The organism is Solimonas aquatica (genome assembly GCF_900111015.1).
In the GTDB taxonomy this organism is placed as follows: Bacteria; Pseudomonadota; Gammaproteobacteria; order Nevskiales; family Nevskiaceae; genus Solimonas; species Solimonas aquatica.
The window spans coordinates 130,889-156,538 of record NZ_FOFS01000012.1 but is presented as its reverse complement, the minus strand read 5'-3'; the positions used below and the strand labels follow the sequence as shown (position 1 = coordinate 156,538).

The 25,650-nt window shown below is 66.2% G+C and carries 28 protein-coding genes; 19 read left to right on the top strand and 9 right to left on the bottom strand.

What is annotated here, in order from left to right:
* The first annotated feature begins 28 nt into the window (after window positions 1-28).
* From BMY12_RS15505 to BMY12_RS15465, 9 genes are all read left to right on the top strand, one after another.
* A complete protein-coding gene (locus BMY12_RS15505; RefSeq protein ID WP_093288197.1) occupies window positions 29-1,468 on the top strand; it encodes a cryptochrome/photolyase family protein in 1,440 nt (479 codons plus the stop codon).
* 51 nt (window positions 1,469-1,519) lie between these two features.
* Window positions 1,520-2,491, top strand: a complete 972-nt coding sequence (locus BMY12_RS15500) for a KpsF/GutQ family sugar-phosphate isomerase (protein ID WP_093288342.1) — start codon at window positions 1,520-1,522, stop codon at window positions 2,489-2,491.
* On the top strand, window positions 2,492-3,004 hold the full coding sequence (locus BMY12_RS15495) for a KdsC family phosphatase (protein ID WP_093288193.1): 513 nt from the start codon (window positions 2,492-2,494) through the stop codon (window positions 3,002-3,004). It begins immediately after the preceding gene.
* A complete protein-coding gene (lptC, locus tag BMY12_RS15490; RefSeq protein ID WP_177189029.1) occupies window positions 3,001-3,573 on the top strand; it encodes an LPS export ABC transporter periplasmic protein LptC in 573 nt (190 codons plus the stop codon). Before BMY12_RS15495 ends, lptC begins: the two co-directional genes overlap by 4 nt.
* On the top strand, window positions 3,557-4,147 hold the full coding sequence (gene lptA, locus BMY12_RS15485; RefSeq protein WP_177189028.1) for a lipopolysaccharide transport periplasmic protein LptA: 591 nt from the start codon (window positions 3,557-3,559) through the stop codon (window positions 4,145-4,147). The genes lptC and lptA overlap by 17 nt, the downstream gene beginning before the upstream one ends.
* Before the next feature lie 2 nt (window positions 4,148-4,149).
* Window positions 4,150-4,875, top strand: a complete 726-nt coding sequence (gene lptB / locus BMY12_RS15480) for an LPS export ABC transporter ATP-binding protein (RefSeq protein WP_093288339.1) — start codon at window positions 4,150-4,152, stop codon at window positions 4,873-4,875.
* A 108-nt stretch (window positions 4,876-4,983) separates the two neighbouring features.
* Complete coding sequence (locus BMY12_RS15475) at window positions 4,984-5,454, top strand: hypothetical protein (protein ID WP_093288186.1); 471 nt, start codon at window positions 4,984-4,986, stop codon at window positions 5,452-5,454.
* A 310-nt stretch (window positions 5,455-5,764) separates the two neighbouring features.
* Entirely contained in the window at window positions 5,765-6,262 is a 498-nt protein-coding gene (locus BMY12_RS15470; protein ID WP_093288183.1) for a DUF421 domain-containing protein, read from the top strand.
* Window positions 6,263-6,386: 124 nt separating this feature from the next.
* Window positions 6,387-6,887, top strand: coding sequence for a DUF4405 domain-containing protein (locus BMY12_RS15465; RefSeq protein WP_177189027.1), 501 nt, complete (start codon window positions 6,387-6,389; stop codon window positions 6,885-6,887).
* Between the two features lie 83 nt (window positions 6,888-6,970).
* Here BMY12_RS15465 and BMY12_RS15460 read toward each other — a convergent pair whose 3' ends face one another.
* The gene (locus BMY12_RS15460; protein WP_093288178.1) at window positions 6,971-8,182 is read right to left on the bottom strand and encodes an argininosuccinate synthase; all 1,212 of its coding nucleotides are present in this window, start codon (window positions 8,180-8,182) and stop codon (window positions 6,971-6,973) included.
* A 99-nt stretch (window positions 8,183-8,281) separates the two neighbouring features.
* On the opposite strand from BMY12_RS15460, the gene rnt reads away from it, so the two are divergent.
* The 4 genes from rnt (at window position 8,282) to BMY12_RS15440 (ending at window position 14,552) form a co-directional block, all read left to right on the top strand.
* Window positions 8,282-8,941: a ribonuclease T gene (gene rnt, locus BMY12_RS15455; RefSeq protein ID WP_093288176.1), complete on the top strand. Its 660-nt coding sequence runs from the start codon at window positions 8,282-8,284 to the stop codon at window positions 8,939-8,941.
* Between the two features lie 31 nt (window positions 8,942-8,972).
* Window positions 8,973-10,481, top strand: a complete 1,509-nt coding sequence (locus BMY12_RS15450; RefSeq protein ID WP_245732561.1) for a glucan biosynthesis protein G — start codon at window positions 8,973-8,975, stop codon at window positions 10,479-10,481.
* Between the two features lie 107 nt (window positions 10,482-10,588).
* On the top strand, window positions 10,589-13,078 hold the full coding sequence (gene mdoH, locus BMY12_RS15445) for a glucans biosynthesis glucosyltransferase MdoH (RefSeq protein WP_245732559.1): 2,490 nt from the start codon (window positions 10,589-10,591) through the stop codon (window positions 13,076-13,078).
* Window positions 13,079-13,247: 169 nt separating this feature from the next.
* Window positions 13,248-14,552 (top strand): lipase family protein, encoded by a 1,305-nt coding sequence (locus BMY12_RS15440; RefSeq protein ID WP_093288171.1) that lies wholly within the window; start codon window positions 13,248-13,250, stop codon window positions 14,550-14,552.
* A gap of 46 nt (window positions 14,553-14,598) precedes the next feature.
* Here the strand turns inward: BMY12_RS15440 and BMY12_RS15435 are convergent, their stop codons facing one another.
* Entirely contained in the window at window positions 14,599-15,174 is a 576-nt protein-coding gene (locus BMY12_RS15435) for an NnrU family protein (protein WP_093288168.1), read from the bottom strand.
* Window positions 15,175-15,336: 162 nt separating this feature from the next.
* Here BMY12_RS15435 and BMY12_RS15430 point away from each other — a divergent pair, with 162 nt between their 5' ends.
* From BMY12_RS15430 to BMY12_RS15415, 4 genes are all read left to right on the top strand, one after another.
* The gene (locus tag BMY12_RS15430) at window positions 15,337-16,122 is read left to right on the top strand and encodes a GNAT family N-acetyltransferase (protein ID WP_093288166.1); all 786 of its coding nucleotides are present in this window, start codon (window positions 15,337-15,339) and stop codon (window positions 16,120-16,122) included.
* A 14-nt stretch (window positions 16,123-16,136) separates the two neighbouring features.
* Window positions 16,137-16,910, top strand: a complete 774-nt coding sequence (locus BMY12_RS15425; RefSeq protein WP_093288331.1) for a lysophospholipid acyltransferase family protein — start codon at window positions 16,137-16,139, stop codon at window positions 16,908-16,910.
* A 77-nt stretch (window positions 16,911-16,987) separates the two neighbouring features.
* Window positions 16,988-17,965, top strand: a complete 978-nt coding sequence (gene lipA / locus BMY12_RS15420; RefSeq protein WP_245732557.1) for a lipoyl synthase — start codon at window positions 16,988-16,990, stop codon at window positions 17,963-17,965.
* Window positions 17,965-18,381: a hypothetical protein gene (locus tag BMY12_RS15415; RefSeq protein ID WP_093288162.1), complete on the top strand. Its 417-nt coding sequence runs from the start codon at window positions 17,965-17,967 to the stop codon at window positions 18,379-18,381. The genes lipA and BMY12_RS15415 overlap by 1 nt, the downstream gene beginning before the upstream one ends.
* A 66-nt stretch (window positions 18,382-18,447) precedes the next feature.
* Here the strand turns inward: BMY12_RS15415 and rpoZ are convergent, their stop codons facing one another.
* The 4 genes from rpoZ to BMY12_RS20970 all read right to left on the bottom strand — a co-directional run bounded on the left by rpoZ (window position 18,448) and on the right by BMY12_RS20970 (window position 20,748).
* Window positions 18,448-18,711 (bottom strand): DNA-directed RNA polymerase subunit omega, encoded by a 264-nt coding sequence (gene rpoZ, locus BMY12_RS15410; protein ID WP_093288158.1) that lies wholly within the window; start codon window positions 18,709-18,711, stop codon window positions 18,448-18,450.
* 60 nt (window positions 18,712-18,771) lie between these two features.
* On the bottom strand, window positions 18,772-19,401 hold the full coding sequence (gmk, locus tag BMY12_RS15405; RefSeq protein ID WP_093288156.1) for a guanylate kinase: 630 nt from the start codon (window positions 19,399-19,401) through the stop codon (window positions 18,772-18,774).
* Window positions 19,402-19,499: 98 nt separating this feature from the next.
* Window positions 19,500-20,366: a YicC/YloC family endoribonuclease gene (locus BMY12_RS15400; RefSeq protein ID WP_093288153.1), complete on the bottom strand. Its 867-nt coding sequence runs from the start codon at window positions 20,364-20,366 to the stop codon at window positions 19,500-19,502.
* Between the two features lie 238 nt (window positions 20,367-20,604).
* A complete protein-coding gene (locus tag BMY12_RS20970; protein ID WP_245732555.1) occupies window positions 20,605-20,748 on the bottom strand; it encodes a hypothetical protein in 144 nt (47 codons plus the stop codon).
* Between the two features lie 133 nt (window positions 20,749-20,881).
* On the opposite strand from BMY12_RS20970, the gene BMY12_RS15395 reads away from it, so the two are divergent.
* Both BMY12_RS15395 and BMY12_RS15390 read left to right on the top strand, forming a co-directional pair.
* The gene (locus BMY12_RS15395) at window positions 20,882-21,748 is read left to right on the top strand and encodes a glutaminyl-peptide cyclotransferase (RefSeq protein WP_093288150.1); all 867 of its coding nucleotides are present in this window, start codon (window positions 20,882-20,884) and stop codon (window positions 21,746-21,748) included.
* 99 nt (window positions 21,749-21,847) lie between these two features.
* Window positions 21,848-23,026: an acyl-CoA dehydrogenase family protein gene (locus BMY12_RS15390; protein ID WP_093288148.1), complete on the top strand. Its 1,179-nt coding sequence runs from the start codon at window positions 21,848-21,850 to the stop codon at window positions 23,024-23,026.
* 5 nt (window positions 23,027-23,031) lie between these two features.
* Here BMY12_RS15390 and BMY12_RS15385 read toward each other — a convergent pair whose 3' ends face one another.
* From BMY12_RS15385 to BMY12_RS15375, 3 genes are all read right to left on the bottom strand, one after another.
* Window positions 23,032-24,018, bottom strand: coding sequence for an ABC transporter ATP-binding protein (locus BMY12_RS15385; RefSeq protein WP_093288145.1), 987 nt, complete (start codon window positions 24,016-24,018; stop codon window positions 23,032-23,034).
* 9 nt (window positions 24,019-24,027) lie between these two features.
* Entirely contained in the window at window positions 24,028-24,519 is a 492-nt protein-coding gene (locus tag BMY12_RS15380; RefSeq protein WP_093288142.1) for a Dps family protein, read from the bottom strand.
* 90 nt (window positions 24,520-24,609) lie between these two features.
* The gene (locus BMY12_RS15375) at window positions 24,610-25,578 is read right to left on the bottom strand and encodes an SDR family oxidoreductase (protein ID WP_093288140.1); all 969 of its coding nucleotides are present in this window, start codon (window positions 25,576-25,578) and stop codon (window positions 24,610-24,612) included.
* Window positions 25,579-25,650: the final 72 nt, after the last annotated feature.

Genomic DNA, 25,650 nt, shown 5'->3' with positions numbered 1-25,650 from the left:
CCCGATGGTTTATTCCGCAAGAACCCCCATGACTGCCCTGCTCTGGTTTCGCCGCGATCTGCGTCTGACCGACAACCCCGCCCTGAATGCTGCGCTGACGCAGGGCCGCCTGATTCCGGTCTATATCCACGACGAGGCCAGCCACAGCCCCTGGCCAGCCGGCGGCGCGGCGCGCTGGTGGCTGCATCACAGCCTGCGCGCACTGGACGGCGCCCTGCGCGCACGCGGCAGCCGGCTGATCGTGCGCACGGGCGAGAGCCTGGCCGTGCTCGAAGCCCTGCTCGCCGAAACCGGCGCCGAGTCGGTGCACTGGAACCGCTGCTACGAGCCGGCCGCCATCGCCCGCGACACCCGCATCAAGCAGGCGCTGCAGGCGCGCGGCCTGGCGGTGCACAGCCAGCGGGCCGCGCTGTGGCGCGAACCCTGGGAACTGAAGACCGGCGCCGGCGAGCCCTACCGCGTGTTCACGCCGTTCTGGCGCGCGCTCAGCGCCCGGCTGCCCGAGCTGAATGTGCAGCCGGCACCGGCACGCTTGCCGCCGGTCCCTGAAACCCTGGCCAGCGAAACGCTGGACGCGCTGCGGCTGCTGCCGCGCCTGAACTGGGCCGATGGCTTTGCCGCGCACTGGCAGCCCGGCGAGGAAGGCGCGCTGCGCCGGCTAGAAAGCTTCGTGGACTCGCGCCTGCCGGGCTACAAGACCCGGCGCGATTTTCCGGCGCAGCCCGGCGTCTCGGGCCTGTCGCCGCATCTGCATTTCGGCGAGCTGTCACCCCAGCAGATCCGCGCCGCCGTGCAGCGTGTCGCCGGCGCCGCGCCCGGCGCTGATGCCGAACACTTCCTGCGCGAGCTGGGCTGGCGCGAGTTTGCCCACCATCTGCTGTATCACTTCCCGCACACGCCCGAGGCGCCGCTGTATGAGAAGTTCGCGGCCTTTCCCTGGCGCGCAGCGGCCGATTACGCAGCGCAGCTGCGCGCCTGGCAACAGGGTTTGACCGGCATTCCCATCGTCGACGCCGGCATGCGCGAACTCTGGCACAGCGGCTGGATGCACAACCGCGTGCGCATGATCGTGGCGAGCTTTCTCACCAAGAATCTGCTGATCCCCTGGCAGGAAGGCGCACGCTGGTTCTGGGACACCTTGCTGGACGCCGACCTCGCCAACAACACGCTCGGCTGGCAATGGAGCGCCGGCTGCGGGGCCGACGCCGCACCGTACTTCCGCATCTTCAATCCCCTGCTGCAGTCACAGAAGTTCGATGCCCAGGGTGTGTATCTGCGGCGCTGGCTGCCGGAGCTGGCGCAGCTGCCCGATGCCCTGATCCATGCGCCCTGGACCGCAAGTCCCGCGCAGCTGGCCGCGGCGAAGCTGCGGCTGGATCAGGACTATCCGCTGCCGATCGTGGACCTGGCGGCCAGCCGGGCGCGGGCACTGGCCGCTTATGAACCGATCAAGGCCGCCCGGAGCTGAGTCAGGCGCGGTCGCTATACTGTGCGGCCCTTTTTATCGATGGATGCCGCGATGGATGTCGCACAGCTGCAGGCCCTCGGCCGCCGCGCCCTGGAGATCGAACGCGATGCCTTGAGCGCGCTGCTGCCGCGTATCGGCGATGCGTTCGCGCACGCCTGCGAGCTGATGCTGGCCTGCCAGGGCCGCATCGTGGTCACCGGCATGGGCAAGTCCGGGCACATCGGCAGCAAGATCGCCGCGACACTGGCCTCCACCGGCAGCCCGTCCTTCTTCGTGCATCCCGGCGAAGCCAATCACGGCGACCTGGGCATGATCACGCGCCAGGACGTGGTGCTGGCGATCTCCTATTCCGGCGAGACCGCCGAGGTGCTCACGCTGCTGCCGCTGTTCAAGCGCATGAGCGCGCCGCTGATCAGCATGACCGGCCGGCCGCGCTCGACCCTGGCGCTGGCTGCCGACGTGCACCTGGATGTCTCGGTCGCCAAGGAAGCCTGCCCGCTCAATCTCGCGCCCACCGCCAGCACCACCGCCACGCTGGCCATGGGCGATGCCCTGGCCGTGGCGCTGCTGGAAGCGCGCGGCTTCACCTCCGAGGACTTCGCGCTTTCGCATCCCGGCGGCTCGCTGGGCCGCAAGCTGCTGCTGCGGGTCAGCGATGTCATGCACAGCGGCGAACGCCTGCCGCGCATTTCGCCCGACACCACGCTCTCGGCCACGCTGCTGGAAATGACCCGCAAGGGCCTGGGCCTGGCGGTGATCGTCGATGCACAGGACCGCGTGCAGGGCGTGTTCACCGACGGCGACCTGCGCCGCGTGCTGGAACAGGGCCTGGACGTGCGCAGCACGCGCATCGAGCAGGTGATGACGCGCGGCGGCAAGCGCATCGCTGCCGAACACCTCGCCGCCGAGGCGGTGGCGCTGATGGAGAAGCACAAGATTTCCGCGCTGCTGGTGGAAGACGCACAGCAGCACCTGCAGGGCGTGGTGCACATGCACGACCTGCTGCGCGCCGGAGTGGTGTGAATGAATCGCGCGGACGCAACACAGCTTCAGGAACGCGCGGCGCAGATCCGCTGTCTGTTCCTGGACATCGACGGGGTGCTCACCGACGGCAAGCTCTACATCGGCCCCAATGGCGAAGAGATCAAGACCAATTACGTGCGTGACGGGCTGGGCATCAAGATGATGCTCAAGGCCGGGCTGCAGGTGGCGGTGATCAGCGGCCGCCCTTCCGAAGCCATGCGCCAGCGCCTGAGCTGGCTGGGCGTGCAGCACATCGCGCTCGACACCGAGGACAAGGAACCGGCGTATCTGCGCATCCGCGATGCCCTGGGCCTCACCGATGCGCAGTGCGCGCACATGGGCGATGACGTGCCCGATCTGCCGCTGATGCGCCGCTGCGGTCTGGCGCTGAGCGTGGCCGATGCCCATCTCAAGGCCTTGCGCGCTGCGCACTGGGTGTCGCAGTACGAAGGCGGACGCGGCGCGGTGCGCGAAGCCGTGGACCTGATACTCGAAGCGCAGGGTCTGGCGTGAAGGTATTGCGTGCGCTGCTGCCGCTGGCGTTCCTGGGCCTGTGTGCCTACGGCCTGCTGCGCATCAGCCTGCAGGGCGAGAGCGTGGAGCGCGAAGCGCGCCCGGCAGACCAGAGCCTTGCCCAGCCGCTGTACATCGCGCATCAGGCCACCTGGGTGCGTTACGGCGAGGACCACCTGCCGCAGTTGCGCGCCCAGGCGGAGCGCATCGACTACTACGAAGACCACAGCATGAAGCTGACGCAGGTGCGGCTGGACCGGCTCGGCGCCCAGAACGGTCCCTGGCAGGCCAGCGCGCCGCAGGGCTATGTGCCACCCGGCGAATCGCGCATGCGCCTGCAGCCGGATGTGGTGGTCAAGGGCATGGCGCCGAAGTCGCTGCCCACCGAAATCAATGCACGAGAGGTGTGGGTGGACTGGCAGAGTCAGCAGCTTTATTCCCGATCCCCGGTACGGGCCAAGGCCCCCGGCCGCAGCGCCAGCGCGCAAAGCTGGACCTCGGATTTCGCCGGCAATCATGTCCAGCTCAACGGTCAGGTGGAGATGCACTACGATGCGCCGCCTCGCTAGCGTCACGCTGCTGCTGATCGCCTGCGCCGCCGGCGCGCAGGCGCCGAAGCACGAAAACAAGTCGGCACAGACCGCCGCCGAGCTGCGCCCCAGCGGTCCGGTCACGGTGAAGGCCGACCATGCCGAGTGGGTGCAGGACAGCACCATGAAATACAGCGGCCATGTCAGCCTGCAGTCCGACACGCTGAACCTGAGCGGCGAGACCATGGACGTCAAGCAGCTGGCCGACGGCAATTTCGAAGCGCTGATCACCGGCGCCCCGGCGGTGCTGGATCATCTGCCACAGCCCGGCGCGTCCGGGCCGACCGCGCAGCCGGTACACGCCGAAGCCAGGCAGCTGAGCTACGCCTCGGGCAGCGGCACGGTCACGCTGATCGGCCAGGCCCATCTCAAGCGCGGCAGCGACGAGGTGCACGGCGCCACCATCGGCTACGAGGTGCAGCAGCGCCGCGTGCGCGCCGCCGGCGACGATCAGGGCCAGGTCACCATCATCTTCACGCCGCCGCCGCCCAAGCAGAACGAAGCCGGCAAGAGCGACGAGAAGAAGGCGCCAGCCGCCGAGGCCAAGCCATGAGCATCGCCACGCTTTCGGCGCAGGCCCTGGTCAAGCGCTTCAAGAAACGCACCGTGGTCCGCGATGTATCGCTGCGTGTGTCCTCGGGCGAGATCGTCGGACTGCTCGGCCCCAATGGCGCCGGCAAGACCACCTCTTTCTACATGATGGTGGGACTGGTGGCCGCGGACGGCGGCCGCATCGAACTCGACGGCACCGACATCACGCATCTGCCCATGCATGCCCGCGCGCGCCTGGGCGTGGGCTATCTGCCGCAGGAAGCCAGCGTGTTCCGCAGCCTGTCGGTGGCGGCCAACATCCTGGCGATTCTGGAATTGCGCAAGGATCTCGACCGCCGCCAGCGGCACGAAGAGCTGGAGCGCCTGCTCGAAGAACTGCACATCGCCCACATCCGCGACAGCGAGGGCCAGGCCCTGTCCGGCGGCGAGCGGCGGCGCGTGGAGATTGCCCGCGCCCTGGCGGCCAATCCGCGTTTCATCCTGCTCGATGAACCCTTCGCGGGCGTGGACCCGATTGCGGTGGGCGATATCCAGACCATCGTGCACCACCTGAAGAATCGCGGCATCGGCGTGCTGATCACCGATCACAATGTGCGTGAAACCCTCAGTTTGTGCGAACGCGCCTACATTCTGGCCGAGGGTCAGGTCATTGCCGAGGGTTCACCGGAAAAACTGCTCGATAACGAGACGGTGCGCAAGGTTTATCTGGGTCAGCAGTTCCGCTTGTAAGCTCATCTGCGGCATCATTGCAGCGCAAGCCGCGCGCTGGGGAGCCTGCGGCAAAGCGCAGATGGACACATAACATTGAAGACCGCAGGCAAAAAACACGGGCAGGCGATGTATGGGATTTCCCGCATCGACGACGAAACGCATCGCACCCACGCCTGGCGCGTCAGCCTGCGCCGGCGCGGCAAGATGCTGGTGAAGAACTTCCCGGACCGCAAGTTCAAGGGCAAGGGCAAGGCGCTGCAGGCCGCCAAGGCACATCGCGACGCCCTGCTGCAGCGCTATCCACCGCTGAGCCGTGTGGAATTCGCCAAGGTAAAACGCCGCAACAACAAGTCCGGCGTCACCGGCGTCTGCCTGGTCTGCTGCAAGTATTACCTGGCCGACGGCACCGAAAAGCGCCTGTGGTACTGGGAAGCCAGCTGGCCCACCTCGCCCGGACAGCACATCAACCAGCGCTTCTCCTGCGCCATTCACGGCAAGCAGCGCGCCTTCGAGATGGCCTGCCAGGCACGTCGCCGGGGACTGCGTCAGGTGCGTGGCGTATTCTGGGCGGCAGAGCGCGGCGAACTGTCGCACTAGGGTCTGTTGACATTCACTTTGCCCACTGCGTTGCTGCCGAAAATCGCGCCAGGCAAGGCGCGAAACGCAGGCCTTGGTGGTTCCAAGACCAAGTTTCGCAACGCCGCATGGCGCGATTTTCGGCGCAACCCTTCGGGACGGGGCCGTTTTGTCGCAGGGCAAGGCGGCAGACGCGCCACTTGGTGGTTCCAAGCCAGCGGCTGCCAACGCCGCACTGCGACAAAACGACCTCCGTCGCAGCGGGTAAAGTGAATGTCAACAGACCTTAAAAGCCGGCGGCGGGCCACGCCGCGTCAGCACGGGCCAGCACATGCACAGCTTGTGGCAGGTGGATTGGCGCAGCCTGTTCATTCCCAGCGGCTCGCTGCTGGAGATCGTCATCCGCGGCAGCTGCATCTACCTGCTGCTGATCTTCCTGCTGCGCGCGCTGCGCCGCGAAGCCGGGCAGATCGGCATCGCCGACGTGCTGGTGATCGTGATCATCGCCGATGCCGCCCAGAACGCGATGGCCGGCACCTACAACTCGATCACCGAAGGCGTGTTGCTGATTCTCACCATCATGGGCTGGGACTACCTGCTCGACTACCTCAGCCTGTACTCGCCGCGCGTGCGCCGCTGGCTGCACCCCGATCCCTTGCTGCTGATCCAGGACGGCCGCATCCGCCCGCGCAACCTGCGCCGCGCCATGATCAGTCAGGCCGAGCTGCTCAGCCGCCTGCGCCAGGACGGCCTGGAGAGCGAATCGGACGTAGAGCGCTGCTATCTGGAAGGCGACGGCCACATCAGCGTGATCAAGAAAAGCCGCTAGCGGCCATGCCGCAGCCGAGCTTCAGCGCAAGCCCGGCAGGTAAAAATGTGTAAAGGGCCTTTTGCGAGGCATGGCGCGACCACATCACTGGCAGTGCCGCCCCCCAAAAACCACAAGGTCACACATGTTCCTGCAACGCAAATGGGTCACGCCGCTGCTGACCGGCAGCTTCATCCTGCTGGCCATCACCGGCATCCTGATGTTCTTTCACCTCGACAGCGGCGCCAACAAGCTCGCCCATGAATGGCTGAGCTGGCTGCTGGTCGCAGCCGCGCTCCTGCATGTGCTCGCCAATCTGCCGGGCTTCAAGCTGCATCTGCGCTCGCGCACCGGCCAACTGCTGATCGGCGCCGGCGTGCTGGTGCTGGCACTGAGCTTTTTGCCCATCGGCGAAGAGGGCAAAGGCGGCAAGCCGGCCTTTGCCGCACCGGTGCAGGCGCTGGCGCAGGCCCCGCTGCCGGTGCTGGCGCAGGTCGCCGGATTGTCGCCGGCCGAGCTGCAGGCCCGTCTGGCCGACGCCGGCGTCAAGACCGACCATCAGACCGCCTCCCTGCGCGCCGTCCTCGGCCCGGACCTGCACCGGCAGCTCGAGGTGCTGGCCAAGGTGTTCGGGACAGCCGAATAAGGTCAGCCGCAGCAGACGATCCGCTCCAAAAAAAAACGGCCTGCGCAGGCAGGCCGTCTTGTCTGCAGGCGCGGCCGCCCGATTCAGCGCTGATCGCGCTTGGCACCCGTGCGCAGACGCAGGCCGTTGAGGCGGATGAAGCCCTCGGCGTCCTTCTGGTTGTAGGCGCCGCGATCGTCCTCGAAGGTGGACAGGGTGGCGTCGAACAGCGAGTCCTTGGAACGGCGGCCGGCGTTGTAGACATTGCCCTTGTACAGCTTCAGGCGCACTTCGCCGTTGACGCGTTCCTGGGTGGCGTCGATCAGGGCCTGCAGGGCGCGACGCTCCGGGCTCCACCAGTAGCCGTTGTAGACCAGGCTGGCGTACTTGGGCATCAGCTCGTCCTTCAGATGCGCCTGCTCGCGATCCAGGCACAGCGATTCGATGGCGCGGTGCGCCTTGAGCAGGATGGTACCGCCCGGGGTTTCGTAGCAGCCACGGCTCTTGATGCCGACGTAGCGGTTCTCCACCAGATCGAGCCGGCCGATGCCATGCAGGCCGCCCAGCTGATTGAGCTTGTCGAGCACTTCGAAGGGCGTGCCGCGCACGCCGTCCACCGCCACCGCATCGCCCTTGTCGAACTCGATGGTGACGATCTGCGCTTCGGCCGGCGCATCTTCCGGGTTCCTGGTCAGGCGCCAGATGTCATCCGGCGGGCACCACCAGGGATCTTCCAGACCGCCGCCTTCGTAGGAGATGTGCAGGGCGTTGGCGTCCATCGAATAAGGCGAGCCGCCGCCCTTCTTCTTGGTGATGGGAATGCCGTGCTTCTCGGCATAGGCCAGCAGTTTTTCGCGCGAGTTGAGGTCCCACTCGCGCCAGGGCGCGATCACCTTCACTTCCGGCCACAGCGCATAGGCACCGAGTTCGAAGCGCACCTGATCATTGCCCTTGCCGGTGGCGCCGTGGCTGATCGAGTCGCAGCCGGTCTGCCGCGCGATCTCCACCAGGCGCTTGGCGATCAGCGGGCGGGCGATGGAAGTGCCCAGCAGGTACTCGCCTTCGTAGAGGGCATTGGCGCGGAACATCGGGAACACGAAGTCGCGCACGAATTCTTCACGCAGATCGTCGATGAAGATTTCCTTGACGCCGAACTGCTGCGCCTTGGGGCGCACGGAATCCAGCTCCTCGCCCTGGCCGATGTCGGCGGTGAAGGTCACCACCTCGGCGTCATAGGTGTCCTGCAGCCATTTGAGAATGACCGAGGTGTCGAGGCCGCCGGAATAGGCGAGCGCGATCTTGCGCGACTTGGACATGGGGATACTCGCGGGCAATAAACGAAAACGGGCGGCGATTATAGCGGGGCAGGCGTGGCAAAACGGGTATCCTAGGCGCTTCGCGAAAACCCCCCAGCCATGGACGCCAGCAGCCCCAAGACCAAGATCGGCCACCGCTTTCGCGGCTTTCTGCCGGTGGTGGTGGATGTCGAAACCGGCGGTTTCAATGCCAGGACCGATGCCCTGCTGGAGGTGGCCGCAGTGATTCTGGGCCTGGACGAGCAGGGCCAGCTGGTGCGGCGCGAAACCGTGTTTGCCCACGTCACACCGTTCGAAGGCGCCAACATCGAGAAGGCGGCGCTGGAGGTCAACGGCATCAAGATCGACAACCCGCTGCGTCTGGCGATGCCGGAGCGCGAGGCCCTGGATCATCTGTTCAAGCCGATCCGCAAGGCGGTGTCCGACAACGGCTGCACCCGTGCGGTGCTGGTCGGCCACAACGCCCATTTCGATCTGGGCTTCGTCAACGCCGCCGTGGCCCGCACCGGCCAGAAACGCTGCCCGTTTCACCCCTTCAGCGTCTTCGACACCGCCACCCTGGCCGGCGCCGCGCTGGGCCAGACCGTGCTGGCGCGCGCCCTGCAGGTTTCCGGTCTGGGCTACGACGCCGCCTCGGCGCATTCGGCGATTTACGATGCCGAGAAAACCGCCGATCTGTTCTGTCTGCTGGTCAACCGCATCCGACCGCTGTTCGAGGCCAGCCTGGCCGCTGCCGCGGCCGGAGACGATCCCGCATAATGCGGAAAAATCATTTTACAAAGCCACGCCCGTGATCCTCCGTCCACTGCTCCATCGCTTCGCCCTGTTGCTGGCCGGCACGCTGCTGGCGCAGGCCGCGCAGGCTTTCGACTTCGACGATGTCGCGCATCGCGCCAAGGCCCTGGCCGCCAAGCCCTACGACCGCCCGGATGCCGATCTGCCCAAGGCGCTCACCGATCTGAGCTACGAGCAGTACAAGCAGATCCAGTACAAGCCGGAACGTGCGCTCTGGCATGGCAACAAGCTGCCTTTTGAAATCCAGTTCTATCACCCGGGCCTGTATTTCAATCAGATCGTCAAGCTCAATCTGATCACGGCCGAAGGGGTGCGCAAGATTCCCTTCCAGCCGGAAAACTTCGACTACGGCAGCAACAACATCGATGCCGACAAGCTGCGCAACCTGGGCTTCGCCGGCTTTCGCGTGCACTACCCGCTCAATGCCAAGGATGTGAAGGACGAGCTGATCGCCTTCCAGGGCGCCAGCTATTTCCGCGCGCTGGGCAAGAACCAGGTCTACGGCGAATCGGCGCGCGGCCTGGCCATCGACACCGGCGAGCTGTCCGGCGAGGAATTCCCGGCCTTCCGCGAATTCTGGATTCACTGGCCGCGCCCGGAAGACCGCGAGCTGACCATCTACGCGCTGCTGGACTCGCGCCGCGTCACCGGCGCCTACCGCTTCCAGATCCGCCCCGGCGAATCCACCGCCACCGAAATCAAGGCGCGTCTGTATTTTCGTGGCGATGTCGGCAAGCTGGGCGTGGCGCCGCTGTCCAGCATGTTCCTGTTCGCCTCGCATCAGCCCTCGGCCAACGAGGATTACCGGCCCGAGGTGCATGACTCCGAGGGCCTGTCGCTGCAGACCGATCAGGAATGGATCTGGCGCCCCCTGGTCAATCCCAAGCGCCTGCTGATCACCTCCTTTGCCGCCACCAATCCGCGCGGCTTCGGCCTGATGCAGCGCGACCGCGACTTCGCGCATTACGAAGACCTGGATGCGCGTTACGACTTGCGTCCCAGCGTCTGGATCGCGCCGAAGAACGACTGGGGCAAGGGCCGCGTGGAGCTGGTGCAGATTCCCACCAAGGACGCCACCAACGACAACGTGGTCGCCTACTGGGTGCCGGAGCAGAACCCCACCGCCGGCAGCCAGCTGGATCTGGAATACAGCCTGTTCTGGCAGGGCCGGCTGGAAACCAAGCCGCCGCTGGCCTGGGTGGCGCAGACGCGCCGCTCGCGCAATGCCGACAACAGCTATCGCTACATCGTCGACTTCCAGGGCGGTCAGCTGGACTATCTGAAGTCGGACCAGAAGCTGCTGGCCGGCGTCTGGGTGGCGGACAACGGCGAACTGCTGGAACGTCAGGTGGTGAAGAACGATGCCACCGGCGGCTGGCGCCTGATTCTGCGCGTGCGCCGCATCGACGAAGCCAAGCCCCTGGAGATGCGCGCCGTGCTGCGCAACGGCGACGACAACATCTCAGAAAGCTGGGCGTACATCCTGCCGCCCGAACCGCGCTGAGCCGCGCCGCGCGCTGACAGCGGCGCACGGGCAAGTTTCGTTACACTCTGCGGCCTCAGAAGGCGGCCGAGGCCCGCGGTCGCTCATCGCCAGAGCCTGCGCGCATCGTGAACCAAACCGCACCACCGCCTGCCCGTCGCCTTGCCGACTATCTCCAGCAGCTCCCCACGGTTCTCACGCAAGGCGCGGTTGCCGACGAGACTCCGGCCAGCACCGAGCGCTTCACCGGCCTGCACAACCGCCTGGCCGCGCAGCAGGAGCAGAGCGCTGAACTGGCCACGCTGCACAGCTGCGAAGCGCGCCTGCGCAGCAGCCTGAATCCCGCGCAGCCCGGCGATGTCCGGCTGGACAGCGTGCTGCAGTCCGGTCCGCGCGCGCGCCTGTTCACCACGCCGCCGCTGCTGCGCGCCTCGATGGCGCCGCTGCCCTGGAACAACAATCCGATCCGCCGGCTCTGGGCCTGGCTGGCGCGCCGCGCGCAGGGCAATGGTCATCACATCAGTCCGCACGACGGCCAGCTGCCGCCCGCGCCGCAGCGCAAGGCCCTGGATCAGACCGAAGTGGCCTGGGGCACCAGCGCCAGCATTCGCCGTGCGCTGCTGGTGCTGCTGATTGCCCTGCAGACCATCGTGGCCACCTATCTGATGTCGGCGGTGATGCCCTACAAGGGCCATCATCCGCTGGAGCTGGCCAGCCTGGTGCTGTACACGATTCTGTTCGCCTGGATCTCCGCGGGCTTCTGGACCGCCGTGTTCGGCTTCTTCGTGCTGCTGTTCAAGCGCGACAAATACGCGATCTCCGCCACGGCGGCGGCCGATGCCCCGCTCAAGCCCGGTCGCAACACCGCGATTCTGGTGCCGATCTGCAACGAGGACGTCGCCCGTGTCTTCGCCGGCGTGCGCGCCACCATCGAGTCGGTGAAGCGGCGTGGTCTGATCGACCACTTCGACTTCTACATCCTCTCCGACAGCGGCAAGGCCGATGCGCGCGCCGCCGAAATGCCGGCCTGGCTGGAGCTGTGCCGCGCGGTGGACGGCTTCGGCCGCATCTTCTATCGCCGCCGCATCCATCGCATCAAGAAGAAGTCCGGCAACATCGCCGACTGGTGCCGGCGCTGGGGCAGCAAGTACCAGCACATGGTGATTCTGGACGCCGACAGCGTGATGTCCGGCGAATGCCTGCAGCGTCTGGTGCAGCTGATGGAAGCCAATCCTTCCGCCGGCATCATCCAGACCGCGCCGCGCGCCGCCGGCCGCGAGACGCTGTACTCGCGCATCCAGCAGTTCGCCACGCGCGTCTACGGTCCGCTGTTCACCGCCGGCCTGCACTTCTGGCAGCTGGGCGAGTCGCACTACTGGGGCCACAACGCCATCATCCGCGTCGCCCCCTTCATGCAGCACTGCGCCCTGGGCCGCCTGCCCGGCAGCGGCGGCCTGTCCGGTGAAATCCTCTCGCACGACTTCGTGGAAGCGGCGCTGATGCGCCGCGCCGGCTGGGCGGTATGGATCGCCTACGATTTGCCCGGCTCCTATGAAGAGATGCCGCCCACCCTGCTCGACGAACTCAAGCGCGACCAGCGCTGGTGCCAGGGCAATCTGCAGAACTTCCAGCTGTTCTTCACTTCCGGCCTGCATCCGGCGCATCGCGCGGTGTTCATGACCGGCGTGATGGCCTACCTGTCCGCGCCGCTGTGGTTCATCTCGCTGGCGATGTCCACCGGCCTGCTCGCGGTGTTCATGCTCAGCGAGCCGCAGTACTTCACGCAGCCCTATCAGCTCTTTCCCACCTGGCCGGAATGGCATCCGGAATGGGCGATCCGCCTGTTCGCCGGCACCATGAGCCTGCTGTTCCTGCCCAAGCTGCTCTCGGCCCTGCTGCTGATGCTGCGCCAGGAAGATGCGCGCCCTTATGGCGGACGTCTGCGCCTGTTCGGCAGCCTGCTGATGGAGATGCTGTTCTCGGCACTGCTGGCGCCGATCCGCATGCTGTTCCACACGCAGTACGTGGTCTCGGCACTGCTGGGCATTCCGGTGCAGTGGAAATCACCGCCGCGCAATGACGATGCCACGCCCTGGAGTCAGGCCATCGTCCGTCATGGTGGCGGCAGCGTGCTGGGCCTGTTCTGGCTGGCGCTGGTGTACTGGCTCAATCCCAGCTTTCTGTGGTGGCTGCTGCCGGTGGCCGGCAGCCTGGTGATTGCCATTCCGCTGTCGGTGTGGAGTTCGCGCGCGACGCTGGGGCGGCGCATGCGCGAGCAGCGCTTCTTCCTGATTCCGGAAGAATCGATCACGCCGCGCGAGCTGCGCCATCTGAAAGCCTTCCTGCGTCGCGCGCCGGAATATCCGGACTTTCGCAGCAGCGCCGTGCAACCCATCGCCAATGCCCTCGCCGCCCTGGTCGGCCGGCGCCGCGAGAAGCTGCCGGCGCGCGCGCGCGCCGATCTGCTCAAGGCCGCCGACGAGGCCGCGCGCAAGGACCCGGCGAGCCTGAGCGAGGCGCAGCGCAATCTGCTGCTGCTCGATGCGCTGGCACTCTCGCGCCTGCACGAGCGCATCTGGACACAGGCCGACACGCATCCGGCCTGGTTCAAGCGCTGAGGGCGGCCTGCGCGCCGCCTGAGGCTGCGCGCAGGCTGGCGTTTTCATTCCGGTCGCGACGCGATCCGCGTCCACGCGGCCGCCCTCGGGCCACCCTGACATCCTTTTTGCTGGCCATTGTGGACGGACCTCGAGTCCGGACCCACCGCCACGCGAGTCCCTCTGAACAATGCACGCCTCACGCTTTTCCGTTTCACGCCTGCCCCGATACGTACACGGCGTCCTGGCGCTGATCCTGCTGCTGATGCTGCAGGCTTGCAGCGTCAGCTCTTCGAGCTCGACGCCCACGGTGGCCTATCCGTCCAGCGCGGAGAGCGATCCCTTCTACGCGCAGCTCGCCGACGAGGCCTCCGCGCCGCCCGGCACGCTGCTCGACTCCAGACCGGTGACGTTCGCTCCGCTGCTGAATCTGCCGCTGCCCAACCGCGCCTGGCAGCTGCGCTTTGCCTCGCGCGACGCCAACGACAGGCCGATCATCGCCATCGCCACCGTGGTCAAGCGACTGCTGCCGACGATCAGCGAGCCCGCCCTGGTGTCCTTCCAGTACGCCGAGGATGCTCTGGGCAATCAGTGCGCGCCTTCGCATACCTTGACCGGCAGCACCGCCAATCCCATCAGCCAGGCGGAAAACTCGACGCCGCTGCCTTTGCTCGAAGCCGGGGTGACCCTGGTCTATCCGGATCATGAGGGGCCGCGCTCCGCTTATGCCGCCGGGCCGCTGGCCGGAAGAATCACGCTCGATGCGATTCGCGCCGCCCTGCAGTTCGCCCCGCTGGGGCTGTCGAGTGACACGCCGGTGGGCATGTGGGGCTATTCCGGCGGCGCCATCGCGACCGCCTGGGCCGCCGCGCTGCAGCGCCGTTATGCGCCGGAACTGCCGATCAGCGCCGTGGCGATCGGGGGCACGCCGGCGGATCTGATCGGCATCCTGAAAAACGGCGATCAGCCCGGCACCACGAATTCGCGTTACTTCAGCCTGCTGCTGTCGGCGGCGGAAGGCATCAGCCGCGAGTATCCGGAGTTTCTGCTGCCCATCCTCAATGCGCGCGGCAAAGCGGCTTTTGCAGCGCTGGCCGATGGCTGCGCGGGCGACACCGGTGATCAGTCACCGAATCCCAGCGGACATCTCGCCGACTACACCACGGTCGCCGATCCTTTCGCCTCCGACGGCTTTCGCACGGTGGGACCGCAGATCAGCCTGCCGCAGGAGGGCCTGACGCCGATTGCCGACACCCTGGTCTATCACTCGCGCATGGATGAGCTGGTGCCCGTTGCCGGCGCCGATGCGATGGTGCGCAGCTGGTGCGAGGCCGGCGCGCCGGTCCGCTACTATCGCGGCACGCTGGGCGGACACACGCTGTTCCAGATCACCACCGCCGCACAGGCGCTGCTGTATCTGAAGGCACGCCTCAGTGGCATTCCGATTCCGGAGTTGCCGCTGGGAACCATGAACTGCAGTCAGTTCCTGGACTGAAGGCGGCCAGCACGGCCGCCTTCAGTCCGCAGACTGCGGCGCCGGCTCAACCCAGCGGCGCCACGCCGATCAGCGCCAGGTGTCCCCAGCGCGCGAACGCAAAGCCGGCGACCAGCCCCAGCAGCACCGTCACCGCAGTGGCCAGCGGATTCGCCGACACGGCAAAGGCCGGCGCCACCGGACGCTGACGCAGACTGCGGAAATCGATGATCGCCCAGAGCAGGAAGGCGCCGAACAACAGCACCGCCGGCAGCGTGCCCTTGCTGAGCAGATGCGCCAGCGCCCAGACCTTCACACCCAGCACCATGGGATGCTTGAGCTTCAGCTTGAGCGCGTTGCGCGGCACATAGGCCGCCACCACCAGCACGAAGGCGATCAGATCCAGCAGCATGGCCAGATGACGCAAGGCCAGCGGCGGCGTCCACAGCACGACCGCCTGCTGCCGCGCCTCGCCATATCCGATCACGATCAGCACGAAGCCGATCAGCGACACCAGCGCATAGCTGGCCTTCCACGGCAGCAGCCCCATGCGTCCGACCATGGCCGTGCGCCAGTCGTCGGCGAACACGCGCACCGAATGTAGACCCAGAAAAAGCAGCAGACCCGCAATCAACGTGCCCATACCCAACACTCCCCTGTCATCAAGAAATCATCTGTGCTTCGCGCAGCGCCCGCATCATGCACGGCGCATGATGTCATCACATCGACATGCCGCTGTCACGGAGCATTCATCGCTTCATCCTTAGAGTGCGCGCCATCAAAAGACCGATGGAGCACCCCGCCCATGTCCGCACGCATCGACGGTGATCTGCCGCGACGTCCCCGCTTCGAAGTCCGCTTCGCGCAGACGCAACAAGAAGTGCTGGCCACCCAGCAGCTGCGCTACCGCATCTTCGCCGAAGAACTCGGCGCACAGATCGACGGCGGCCAGCAGCACATCGATCATGACCAGTATGACCCGCATTGCCGGCACCTGCTGGTTCGCGATGCCGATCAGGATCGCATCATCGCCTGCACGCGCATCCTGAGTGACGTCAATGCAGCCGCCGCCGGCGGCTTCTACTCGGCCGGCGAATTCGATCTGGCCATGCTCGACAGCCTGCCGGGGCGACTGATGGAAATCGGCCGCACCTGCGTCGACGCCGAGTATCGCAGCGGCGCGGTGATCGCCACGCTCTGGCAGGGCATCGCCGGCATCATCACCAATGAAGGTTACGACTACCTGTTCGGCTGCGCGTCCATCGGGCTGGAGGACGGCGGCGCGCAGGCGCAGGCCATCCTGCAGCAGATCAGCGACCGGCACATGGCGCCGGACTATCAGCGCGTGCGGCCCTACATCCGCCTGCCCGCGCCGGACCGCCGCAGCAGCGACAAGCCCAGGCTGCCGCCGCTGCTCAAGGCCTATCTGAGCCTGGGCGCCAAAGCCTGCGGCGAGGCGTACTGGGACCGCGAGTTCAACTGCGCCGATGTGTTCATGCTGCTCAATGTGCAGGATCTGAATCCGCGTTACGCACGTCACTTCCTCGGCAGCCCGGCGCGCGAGTGCGAGCCGGTGGCGCTGGCGGCCTGAGCACGGCGCCTCTCATGCTGGCCGCGTTTCGCGTCACGCTCAAAACCCTGCGCCTGAGCGCGCATCTGCTCTGCGGCCTGAGCCTGGCCGGCGTGCTCGCCGTCGAAGGCGGCAAACGCATCGACCGGCTGATGCTCACGCAATGGTGGCACGGCCGGCTGCTGCGCATTCTCAATCTGCGCGTGCAGCGCAGCGGGCAGCCGCATGCCGGCACGCGCATGAGCGTGGCCAATCATGTCTCCTGGCTGGACATCCCGCTGATCGGCGCCTGCGAGCGCACGCAGTTCATCGCCAAATCGGAAATCCGCCACTGGCCGGTCGCCGGCACCTTCGCCAGCGCCTGCGGCACCTTCTTCATCCGGCGCGGCAAGGGCGGTTCGCGGCCCCTGCTCAATCAGCTGCTGGGGCATCTGCAAGCGGGCGGCAGCATCACCCTGTTTCCGGAAGGCACCACCAGCGACGGCAGCAGCCTGCTGCCGTTTCATGGCCGGCTGCTGGGCGCGGCCATCGAAAGTGGCGCGATGGTACAGCCGATTGCCCTGCGCTATGCGCCCGGCCGTGGCGGCCGGCAGATCGCGCCCTTCATCGGCGATGACGATCTGCTGCGTCACGTGCTGCGCGTGCTGCGCGAACCCGAGCTGGTGGTGGAAGTGATTTACTGCGCGCCGCTGCCCAGCACCGGCCGCGAGCGCGACGCCCTGGCCGAAGCCGCGCGTCAGGCCATTGCCGGCGCACTGGGCCATGACGCGAGCCCGGAGGCGCAGGCACCTCTGTCGCTGGCGGCCTGATTGGGCCCGGCGCGGGCCGCCGCTGCGGCGGCCCGGGTACAATGGCGGCTGATTTCCCGCTGCCGAGCTTGATACCCATGAGCGCCAATCCCCCCGTCGATCCCGTCCGCAAGCCCGTCGTGCAGGGCGAGAAGCTGCGCGGCGCCGAGAAGATGGCGCGCATCCCGGTGAAGATCGAAGTCACCGACACGCCGCTGCGCAAGCCCAGCTGGATTCGCGCCAAGAGCCAGGGCACGCCGGAAGTCGCGCGCATCAAGGAAGCGCTGCGCGCCAACAAGCTGCACACGGTCTGCGAGGAAGCCGCCTGCCCCAATCTGGGCGAGTGCTTCGGCAAGGGCACCGCGACCTTCATGATCATGGGCGACATCTGCACGCGGCGCTGCCCGTTCTGCGACGTCGCGCATGGCCGGCCCAATCCGCTGGATCAGGATGAACCGGCGAACCTCGCCAGAACCATCGCCGACATGCGCCTGCGTTACGTGGTGATCACCTCGGTGGATCGCGACGATCTGCCCGACGGCGGCGCCGCGCACTTCGCATCCTGCATCCGCGAGTCGCGCCGGCTCTCGCCCGAGCTGAGCATCGAGGTGCTGGTGCCGGACTTTCGCGGTCGCATGGACCCGGCGCTGAGCATCTTCAAGGACACGCCACCGGATGTGTTCAACCACAATCTGGAAACCGTGCCGCGGCTCTACAAGCAGGCGCGCCCGGGTTCGGATTACGAGTGGTCGCTGGATCTGCTGGAACGCTTCAAGACCCTGCATCCGCAGGTGCCGACCAAGTCCGGCCTGATGCTGGGCCTGGGCGAGGAGATCGAGGAGATCGAGCAGGTGATGCGTGATCTGCGCGCGCACGGCGTGGACATGCTCACGCTGGGCCAGTACCTGCAGCCTTCCAAGAATCATCTGCCGGTGGCGCGCTACGTGCACCCCGAGGAGTTCGAGCGCCTGCGCGTGCTCGGCGAGCAGATGGGCTTCTCGCATGTGGCCAGCGGCCCGATGGTGCGCTCCAGCTATCACGCCGATCTGCAGGCCTCGCAGGTGCTGGAGCGCTGATGCGCCCGGCGGCGATGCTGCTGTTCGCCGCGCTGCCGGTGACGGCACTCGCCCAGGACTGGCCGTCGTGCCGCGCCATCGCCGAGGACAGCGCGCGCCTGGCCTGTTACGACCAGCTCGCCGGCACCGCACCCGTCGCCGACCAATCCCTGGGCGCCGAGCAACTGCCCGGCCACAGCCAGAGCGAGATGCAGGAGCAGCCCCTGCACAGCCGCATCCCGGGCGAGCTGCAGGGTTGGGACGCCAAGACCCGCTTCACGCTGGAGAACGGCCAGGTCTGGCAGAACGCCGGTGATCGCCCCGCGTACTTCCGGGTGCGTGATGCCGCCGTCACCATCGAAAAGAGCGCGCTGGGCGGCTACTGGCTGAAGATCGATGCGCTGAATCTGCAGACCCGGGTACGCCGCATCCGCTGAGCGTTCGCCCGCCATAACGACGAAACCCCTCGCGAGGAGGGGTTTCTTGCGAAGCCGGGCGGCGAATCAGGCGTCGAAGGACGGATCCAGCGCTTCGAGTTCCATCTTCGGCTGCTGCACGGCCGGCAGATCGACCTCGTCCAGCACGCCACGGTCGGTATAACCCTCGGCGATCTCGCGCAGGGACAGCACCGTGGACTTGTGATTGCCCCAGGGCAGATGCGCTTCGGCGCCGCGCGCCAGCTGGCGGGCGCGCTTGGCGGCGACCAGGGTCAGATCGAACTGATTGGGGATGCGTTCCAGGCAGTCTTCAACGGTTACACGGGCCATGACATCACTCTAAATAGGAAAGGTCCAGCGAAAGGCGGCGGAATATAGCGCATCCGGCCATTAATTGGCCAGCAGGGCGGCGATCAGCGCCGCGTGGCGGTCGTTCTGCCGGCGCGCGCGCAGGCGCGGCTCCAGAAACACCGCCGCCAGCTCGGCCAGGGCGGTATCGAAGTCCTCGTTCACGATCAGGTAGTCGTACTCATTATGGTGGGCGATCTCCTGATGCGCCTCGTCCATGCGCGCCGCAATCACCGCCTCGCTGTCCTGGCTGCGCGCGCGCAGGCGCCGTTCCAGCTCCGCCACCGAAGGCGGCAGGATGAAGATCGACACCGCCTGCGGCCACTGCTGACGCACCTGCCGCGCACCCTGCCAGTCGATATCCAGAATCACATCCTGACCGGCATCCAGCAGCGCGCGCGTCTCCGGCAGACCGGTGCCGTAGCGGCGGCCGAAGACCTGTGCGTGCTCCAGAAAGCCGCCACCCGCGATGCGCGCCACGAAGGCCGCCTCGTCGACGAAGTGGTAATGCACGCCCGCCTGCTCACCGGGCCGTGCGGCGCGCGTGGTGAAGGACACCGAGATGCTGGCCTGCACCCCGTGCCGCGCCAGATACGGCAGCAGCGCGCGGGTGAGACTGGTCTTGCCGCCGCCGCTGGGCGCCGAGACGATGAACAGGCTGCCCTGGGTCATGGGCACAGACTCCGGAGAGAAGACAGCGGCATTGCCTTGGCGGATCGGATGCGTGCGACGGGCATGGACGGAAAAATCGTTCAGCGGGTCCGGCAACCTTACTCGATGTTCTGCACCTGTTCGCGGATCTGTTCGATGGCGACCTTCATCTCCACCGCGCAGCGCGTCATCTCCGCGTCCTGGGACTTGGAAGACAGGGTGTTGGCTTCGCGATTGAGCTCCTGCATCAGGAAGTCCAGACGCCGGCCCACCGATTCGCCGCGCTCCAGGGCCTGCCGCACTTCCTGCAGATGGCTGAGCAGGCGCGACATCTCTTCTTCCACATCCAGGCGCTGGGCATTGAGCGCCACTTCCTGTGCCAGCCGCTGCGGCTCCACTTCCACGCCCAGCTCGGCGCAGCGTGCGCGCAGACGCTGCAGCCACTGCTCGCGCACCAGCGGGTAACGCGCGCGCACCTGCGCCACCAGCTCGGCAAGCAGCTGGCAACGCTCTTCGATGTAGGTCTTGAGCCGCTCGCCCTCGCGGGCGCGCATGGCGGTGAAGTCGGCCAGCGCCGCCTCGAACAGCTTGCGTGCGGCCGCGAGCATGGGCGCGAAATCGGCCTGCTGCTCGCGCATCACGCCGGGAAAGCTCAGCACTCGCACCGGATCAGCGGCGGTGGTGGCGCCCAGCTCATGGGTAACGGTGTCCAGCGCGTCCTTGAGCTGCGCCAGGCGACGGCGATCCAGCTCGATGGCTTCCTCGCCGGCGGACTCGCGCACATAGCGCAGGCCGCATTCGATCTTGCCGCGCGAGAGCCTGGCGCTGGCGGCCTGACGCAGCTCGCCCTCCAGCACGCGGAAGTCCTCGGGCAGCTTGAGCTGCACGTCGAGATAGCGGTGATTGACCGAGCGCATCTCCCAGCTCAGCCGCCCCCAGGGCGCAGTGGTCTCGACGCGTGCATAGCCGGTCATGCTGTGAATCATGGCGTGTCTCCCTTCAGGGGCCCCGCATCAGGCGACGGTGAAAGTGCTGCCGTCCCGCGGGAGATTCCGGTCGCGCGCGCGAAAGCGGCACCGGAAAAAGAAAACGCGGCTACTCGAAGATCGGGCAGCCGCGGCGTCAAGATAGATTAAAGCGTTCGGTATTTGTCGTGTAGGTAACGGGCGGTCGCTTCCCCAATACACTCCCTGACCAACCGCCCGTGCGGTAGTACAGATCCGCTTACTTCTTCTTCGCCGCGGCCTTCTTGGCAACCTTCTTGGCGGCCTTCTTGGCAACCTTCTTCACAGCCTTCTTCGCGACCTTCTTGGCAGCCTTCTTGGTCGCCTTCTTCGCAGCCTTCTTTGCAGCTTTCTTAATCGCCATTGACACTTTCTCCATCGATGCACATGTTCGCGGAACTCTCCGCGCGGATTTGGAAACACCTATACGCGTTTCCACGTTGTGAATTTTTACTGATAAAAAGTTTTCAAATCAACGTCTTTATTACAGTCAAGCCATGCCGACCGTTCGCCCGCCCCTGTTCCTGCTACTGTTTTTTTGCTTGACTGGAGCGCCGAGTCATGCACAAGGTCCTTCATCAAAACGTAGCATTGATGCGGCTTTCAGCTCGATTCAACGTCTTGACTTCGAGCTCGTTTCACGCCTGCCACACAACCCCGAAATCTTCACCGAAGGGCTTGAATGGGTTGACGAACGGTTGGTGGAAAGCAGTGGCCTGTATGGCCGTTCCGCGCTGATTTTGCGCAAGATTGCGCAAGTCGAGCCGCTTTTGCGCCTGCCTTTGCCGGCCGATGTGTTCGCCGAAGGCCTCACTTTCTTCGACTCGCGCTACTACCTGCTGAGCTGGCGCGAGCAGCGCGCCCTGGTGCTCAACGAGCGCTTCGAAACGCTCAAGACCTTGCACTATGAGGGCGAAGGTTGGGGCCTCACACACGATGCCAGCGGCCTGATCATGAGTGACGGCAGCGCGCGTCTGACTTTCCGTCGCGCCGATGACTTCGCGATCACGCGCGTGCTGGAAGTGCGGCTCGATGGCCAGCCCCTGACGCAACTCAACGAACTCGAATACGCGCATGGTCTGGTGTTCGCCAACCTCTGGCACTCGGATCGCATCGTGCTCATCGATCCGCACAGCGGGCAGGTGCGCGCCTATCTGGATCTGTCGCCGCTGCGCCAGCAGATGCGCACGGACGCCGTGGCCTTCGACAGCGAGGCGGTGCTCAACGGCATCGCCTGGGATCGCAAGCGCGACGTCTTCTATGTCACCGGCAAGCGCTGGCCCTGGCTGTTCGCGCTGCGCCTGAAGCAGCGCCCGCCCATGCCAAGCGCGCGTGAGCAGGCGCCTTCCGCAATCGCTCAGTAATCGTCGTTACCTTTTTTCACGCAGCGCGTGCGTGCAATTGACGCAGGGATGAGAAGCTCCCTATAAAACGAACTCGATCCTTCAATCGGGCTCACAGTAATGCAACTTACCCAAGAACATCGCGCGCTCTACGAGAGCGTGAAGAGCTTCGTCGAGCAGGAACTCAATCCGCACGTGGCCGACTGGGAGCGCGCAGGCATCTGGCCCGCGCACGAGGTGCTGCGCAAGATGGGCGCGCTGGGCCTGCTCGGCATCACCAAGCCCAGCGCGTATGGCGGCCAGGGTCTGGATTACTCGTATCAGCTGATGTTCGCGCAGGCACTGGGGCATTGCCGCTGCGGCGGCGTGCCGATGGGCATCGGCGTGCAGACCGACATGGCGACGCCGGCACTGGCGCGCTTCGGCTCGCATGAGCTGCGCAAGGAATACCTCGAACCGGCGATCCGCGGCGAGCAGGTGGTGTCGATCGCCGTCTCCGAAGCCGGTGCCGGCTCGGATGTGGCGGGCATCAAGACCACGGCGCGGCGTGATGGCGGCGACTACGTGATCAATGGCTCGAAGATGTGGATCACCAATGGCACGCAGTCCGACTGGGCCTGCACCCTGGTCAACACCAGCGAGGGCAAGCCGCATCTGAACAAGAGCCTGATCATCGTGCCGCTGGATGCGCGCGGCGTGGAGCGCCAGACCAAGCTCGACAAGCTGGGCATGCGCAGCTCCGATACCGCGATGATCTTCTTCGACGAGGTGCGCGTGCCGGTGCGCAATCTGATCGGCCAGGAAGGCGCAGGCTTCACCTATCAGATGCTGCAGTTCCAGGAGGAGCGCCTGTTCGGCGCCGCCAGCGGCATCGACGGTCTGGTGAACCTGATCGACGAGACCATCGCCTACACCGGCCAGCGTCAGGCCTTCGGCCAGAGCCTGCTCGACAATCAGTACGTGCACTTCCGCCTCGCCGAGTTGCGCACCGAGGTGGAGGCGCTCAGGGCGCTGACCTATCAGACCACCGAGGAATACCTGCGCGGGGAACAGAGCCCGCTGCAGATCGCCATGCTCGCCAGCATGTGCAAGCTCAAGGTCGGTCGCGTCTCGCGCGAGGTCACCGATGCCTGCCTGCAGTTCTGGGGCGGCCAGGGCTTCATGTGGGACAACCCCGCGGCGCGCGCCTACCGCGACACGCGCCTGATCTCCATCGGCGGCGGTGCAGACGAGGTGATGCTGGGCATCATCGCCAAGGCCATGAACATCCTGCCGCGCAAGAAGAAGCCGGCGGCGTAAGGCGTCTACGCCGGCACATCCTCGCGCGCGTAATGACAGGCGGCGAGGCTGTTGCCGGCGAAGCGCCGCGACGGCGGCGGGCGCCGCGCGCACTGCTCATCGGCCATCGGGCAGCGCGCGGTGAACAGGCAGCCCGGCATGCCGGGCGCGGGCCGTTCGCCATCGAGCGCGCGGCATTGCGCATCCACGCCGCTGTCGGGAATCGCCGCCAGCAGGGCGCGCGTGTAGGGATGGCGAGGATAGGCGAACAGGGTTTCAACCGCCGCCTGCTCCATGAGCCGGCCGTAGTAGAGCACCAGCACGCGATCCGCCACATGCCGCACCAGCGGCAGATCGTGGGCGATGAACAACAGCGTGAGCCCGCGTTCGCGCTTGAGCTCCAGCAGCAGATTGATGATCTGGGCCTGCACCGAAACATCCAGCGCCGAAACCGGCTCGTCGCAGACCAGCAGCTCGGGCTCGACGATCAGCGCGCGGGCGATGGCCAGACGCTGCGCCTGGCCACCGGAGAATTCCTGCGGGCGGCGCTGGGCATCGGCGGCGGACAGGCCCACGCGTTCCAGCATCGCCGCGACGCGACGCGTGCGCTCGGCGGCGTCCAGCTCCGGACGCAGGGCCTGCAGGGGTTCGGCCAGGGCCTGGCCGATGCGGCGACGCGGATTGAAGCTGGCCGCCGGATCCTGGAACACCATCTGGATGTGGCGGCGCAGCGGCCGCCACTGCTTCTTGCCCAGACCGCGCAACTCCTGGCCGCGATAGCTCAGCGAGCCAGCGGTGGCCGCCTGCAAACCCATGAGCGTGCGGGCCAGGGTTGACTTGCCGGAGCCGGATTCGCCCACCACCGCCAGTATCTCGCCCGCAGCCAGATCAAAGCTCAGACCATCGAGCGCCGGCAGCTGCGCCTGTCGGCGCCAGAGCAGGCCTCGCGAGGCGAATTCCACACGCAGCTGCCGGACCGACAGCAGAACCGGCGCTGCCGGAACCTTCTTCATTCACACACCTTATTCGAGCAGCGAACGCAGCATCCAGGCGGTTTTTTCGTGCAGCTGCAGCCGCTGCGTCAGCAGATCGCAGCTGGGCTCATCGTGCGCGGCTTCCGCCACCGGAAACACACTGCGCGCGGTACGCGCGCAGGCCTCATGTCCCTTCACCAGCAGGCGCACCATCGCCATGGCCTCCGGCACCCCCTCGGTCTCTTCGATGGAGGACAGCGCCGCGTACTGCTGGTAGGTGCCGGGCGCCGGAAAGCCCAGGGCGCGGATGCGCTCGGCCACCAGGTCCACGGCCAGCGCCGCTTCGGTGTAGTGCGTTTCGAACATCAGGTGCAGGGTGTTGAACATCGGACCCGTGACGTTCCAGTGGAAGTTGTGGGTCTTCAGATACAGGGTGTACTCATCGGCCAGCAGGCGCGACAAGCCTTCCGCAATCGCCTTGCGCTCATCCTTGCCGATGCCGATATCGATCTTCAGCGTCTTGTCCTTGCTCTTGGCCATGAGGTCTCTTCCGCTGCGAGTGAGTCGGCAGTCTAGCCGCGGGTCGCCAAATGGGAAATGAATCTTTTCGATGGCCTGGGCAGAGCCCGGCTATCGCAGCGCCGGGGCACTGGCGTTGAGCAGCTTGTGCTTGCGGTAGTAACTGAAGATGTCGTTCAGATTGCGCTTGGGCTTGAAGCCGAAGGTGTCGCGGAACAGGCGGCCGTCGATGATCACCGGATACTTGAAGTAATTGATCAGGTACGGCGGGAAGAAGGCATTCCAGTTGAGCAGGCCGCTGATCATCTTCGGCAGCAGCGGCGGAATCGAAGGCACCGGCAGCTTGCGGCAGCCGCACTGCTCCACCGCCACCTGATAGGTCACATAGTCTTCCGGCGCCACGTTGTAGATGCCCGGCTTGTTCTGCTCGAAGGCCAGCACGATGGCATCGGCCATGTCGTCCACGTGCAGGAACTGCATCAGCGGCGAGAAGCCCAGCAGCACCGGCACCAGCGGCCGTGACAGCAGCAGCGACATCGTGTTGCGCACGCCCGGGCCCAGCACATTGCAGGGGCGCAGGATGGTGATATGCAGCTCCGGCGCCTTCCAGAGGTAGATCTGGGCAAGGTTTTCCAGCTCCACCGAATCCACCAGGTCCTGGGTCAGCTCGCTGGCCTTGAGCGGCGCGTCCTCGTCGAGCAGCGCAGGGTTGTAGGCCGAGGCGCCGTAGACGAAGTAGGTGGAGTGCACCAGCACCTGCCCCACCTTGTATTTGCGGCAGAGCTCGAACAGGCGGCGACTGCCCAGCACATTGGCGTTGTAGCGGCGCATGCGGTCATCCTCATGCGCGAAGATGCGGCCCAGGTGCAGCACCGCGTCGATCTTGTGCTTGCGGAACACATCCTCGAAACCACGCTTGTGCGTGGCGACCTTGTAGGACTGGATATCCGCGTCGGTCTCGACCTTGCGGCGGAAGTCCACCGCCACCACCTGATACTTGCCATGCAGGCGCGCGATGACGCGCTTGGCCAGCGAGCCGGCGGCGCCGGTGACGAGGACGGTTTTGCGGGTGTGGGGCATGGTGGGTGCTGGCTATGTTTTTACTGGCTGGCCTTTGATCTTGCGCCAATGGCGCCGATGGCCGGCGGGGCA

Excerpts from the sequence above, each read along its gene's own strand:
- BMY12_RS15505 (WP_093288197.1), top strand. The coding sequence starts at position 29 with ATGACTGCCCTGCTCTGGTTTCGCCGCGATCTGCGTCTGACCGACAAC.
- BMY12_RS15500 (WP_093288342.1), top strand. The coding sequence starts at position 1,520 with ATGGATGTCGCACAGCTGCAGGCCCTCGGCCGCCGCGCCCTGGAGATC.
- BMY12_RS15495 (WP_093288193.1), top strand. The coding sequence starts at position 2,492 with ATGAATCGCGCGGACGCAACACAGCTTCAGGAACGCGCGGCGCAGATC.
- lptA (WP_177189028.1), top strand. The coding sequence starts at position 3,557 with ATGCGCCGCCTCGCTAGCGTCACGCTGCTGCTGATCGCCTGCGCCGCC.
- BMY12_RS15475 (WP_093288186.1), top strand. The coding sequence starts at position 4,984 with ATGTATGGGATTTCCCGCATCGACGACGAAACGCATCGCACCCACGCC.
- BMY12_RS15470 (WP_093288183.1), top strand. The coding sequence starts at position 5,765 with ATGCACAGCTTGTGGCAGGTGGATTGGCGCAGCCTGTTCATTCCCAGC.
- BMY12_RS15465 (WP_177189027.1), top strand. The coding sequence starts at position 6,387 with ATGTTCCTGCAACGCAAATGGGTCACGCCGCTGCTGACCGGCAGCTTC.
- BMY12_RS15460 (WP_093288178.1), bottom strand. The coding sequence starts at position 8,182 with ATGTCCAAGTCGCGCAAGATCGCGCTCGCCTATTCCGGCGGCCTCGAC.
- rnt (WP_093288176.1), top strand. The coding sequence starts at position 8,282 with ATGGACGCCAGCAGCCCCAAGACCAAGATCGGCCACCGCTTTCGCGGC.
- BMY12_RS15440 (WP_093288171.1), top strand. The coding sequence starts at position 13,248 with ATGCACGCCTCACGCTTTTCCGTTTCACGCCTGCCCCGATACGTACAC.
- BMY12_RS15435 (WP_093288168.1), bottom strand. The coding sequence starts at position 15,174 with ATGGGCACGTTGATTGCGGGTCTGCTGCTTTTTCTGGGTCTACATTCG.
- BMY12_RS15430 (WP_093288166.1), top strand. The coding sequence starts at position 15,337 with ATGTCCGCACGCATCGACGGTGATCTGCCGCGACGTCCCCGCTTCGAA.
- BMY12_RS15425 (WP_093288331.1), top strand. The coding sequence starts at position 16,137 with ATGCTGGCCGCGTTTCGCGTCACGCTCAAAACCCTGCGCCTGAGCGCG.
- lipA (WP_245732557.1), top strand. The coding sequence starts at position 16,988 with ATGAGCGCCAATCCCCCCGTCGATCCCGTCCGCAAGCCCGTCGTGCAG.
- BMY12_RS15415 (WP_093288162.1), top strand. The coding sequence starts at position 17,965 with ATGCGCCCGGCGGCGATGCTGCTGTTCGCCGCGCTGCCGGTGACGGCA.
- rpoZ (WP_093288158.1), bottom strand. The coding sequence starts at position 18,711 with ATGGCCCGTGTAACCGTTGAAGACTGCCTGGAACGCATCCCCAATCAG.
- gmk (WP_093288156.1), bottom strand. The coding sequence starts at position 19,401 with ATGACCCAGGGCAGCCTGTTCATCGTCTCGGCGCCCAGCGGCGGCGGC.
- BMY12_RS15400 (WP_093288153.1), bottom strand. The coding sequence starts at position 20,366 with ATGATTCACAGCATGACCGGCTATGCACGCGTCGAGACCACTGCGCCC.
- BMY12_RS20970 (WP_245732555.1), bottom strand. The coding sequence starts at position 20,748 with ATGGCGATTAAGAAAGCTGCAAAGAAGGCTGCGAAGAAGGCGACCAAG.
- BMY12_RS15395 (WP_093288150.1), top strand. The coding sequence starts at position 20,882 with ATGCCGACCGTTCGCCCGCCCCTGTTCCTGCTACTGTTTTTTTGCTTG.
- BMY12_RS15390 (WP_093288148.1), top strand. The coding sequence starts at position 21,848 with ATGCAACTTACCCAAGAACATCGCGCGCTCTACGAGAGCGTGAAGAGC.
- BMY12_RS15385 (WP_093288145.1), bottom strand. The coding sequence starts at position 24,018 with ATGAAGAAGGTTCCGGCAGCGCCGGTTCTGCTGTCGGTCCGGCAGCTG.
- BMY12_RS15380 (WP_093288142.1), bottom strand. The coding sequence starts at position 24,519 with ATGGCCAAGAGCAAGGACAAGACGCTGAAGATCGATATCGGCATCGGC.
- BMY12_RS15375 (WP_093288140.1), bottom strand. The coding sequence starts at position 25,578 with ATGCCCCACACCCGCAAAACCGTCCTCGTCACCGGCGCCGCCGGCTCG.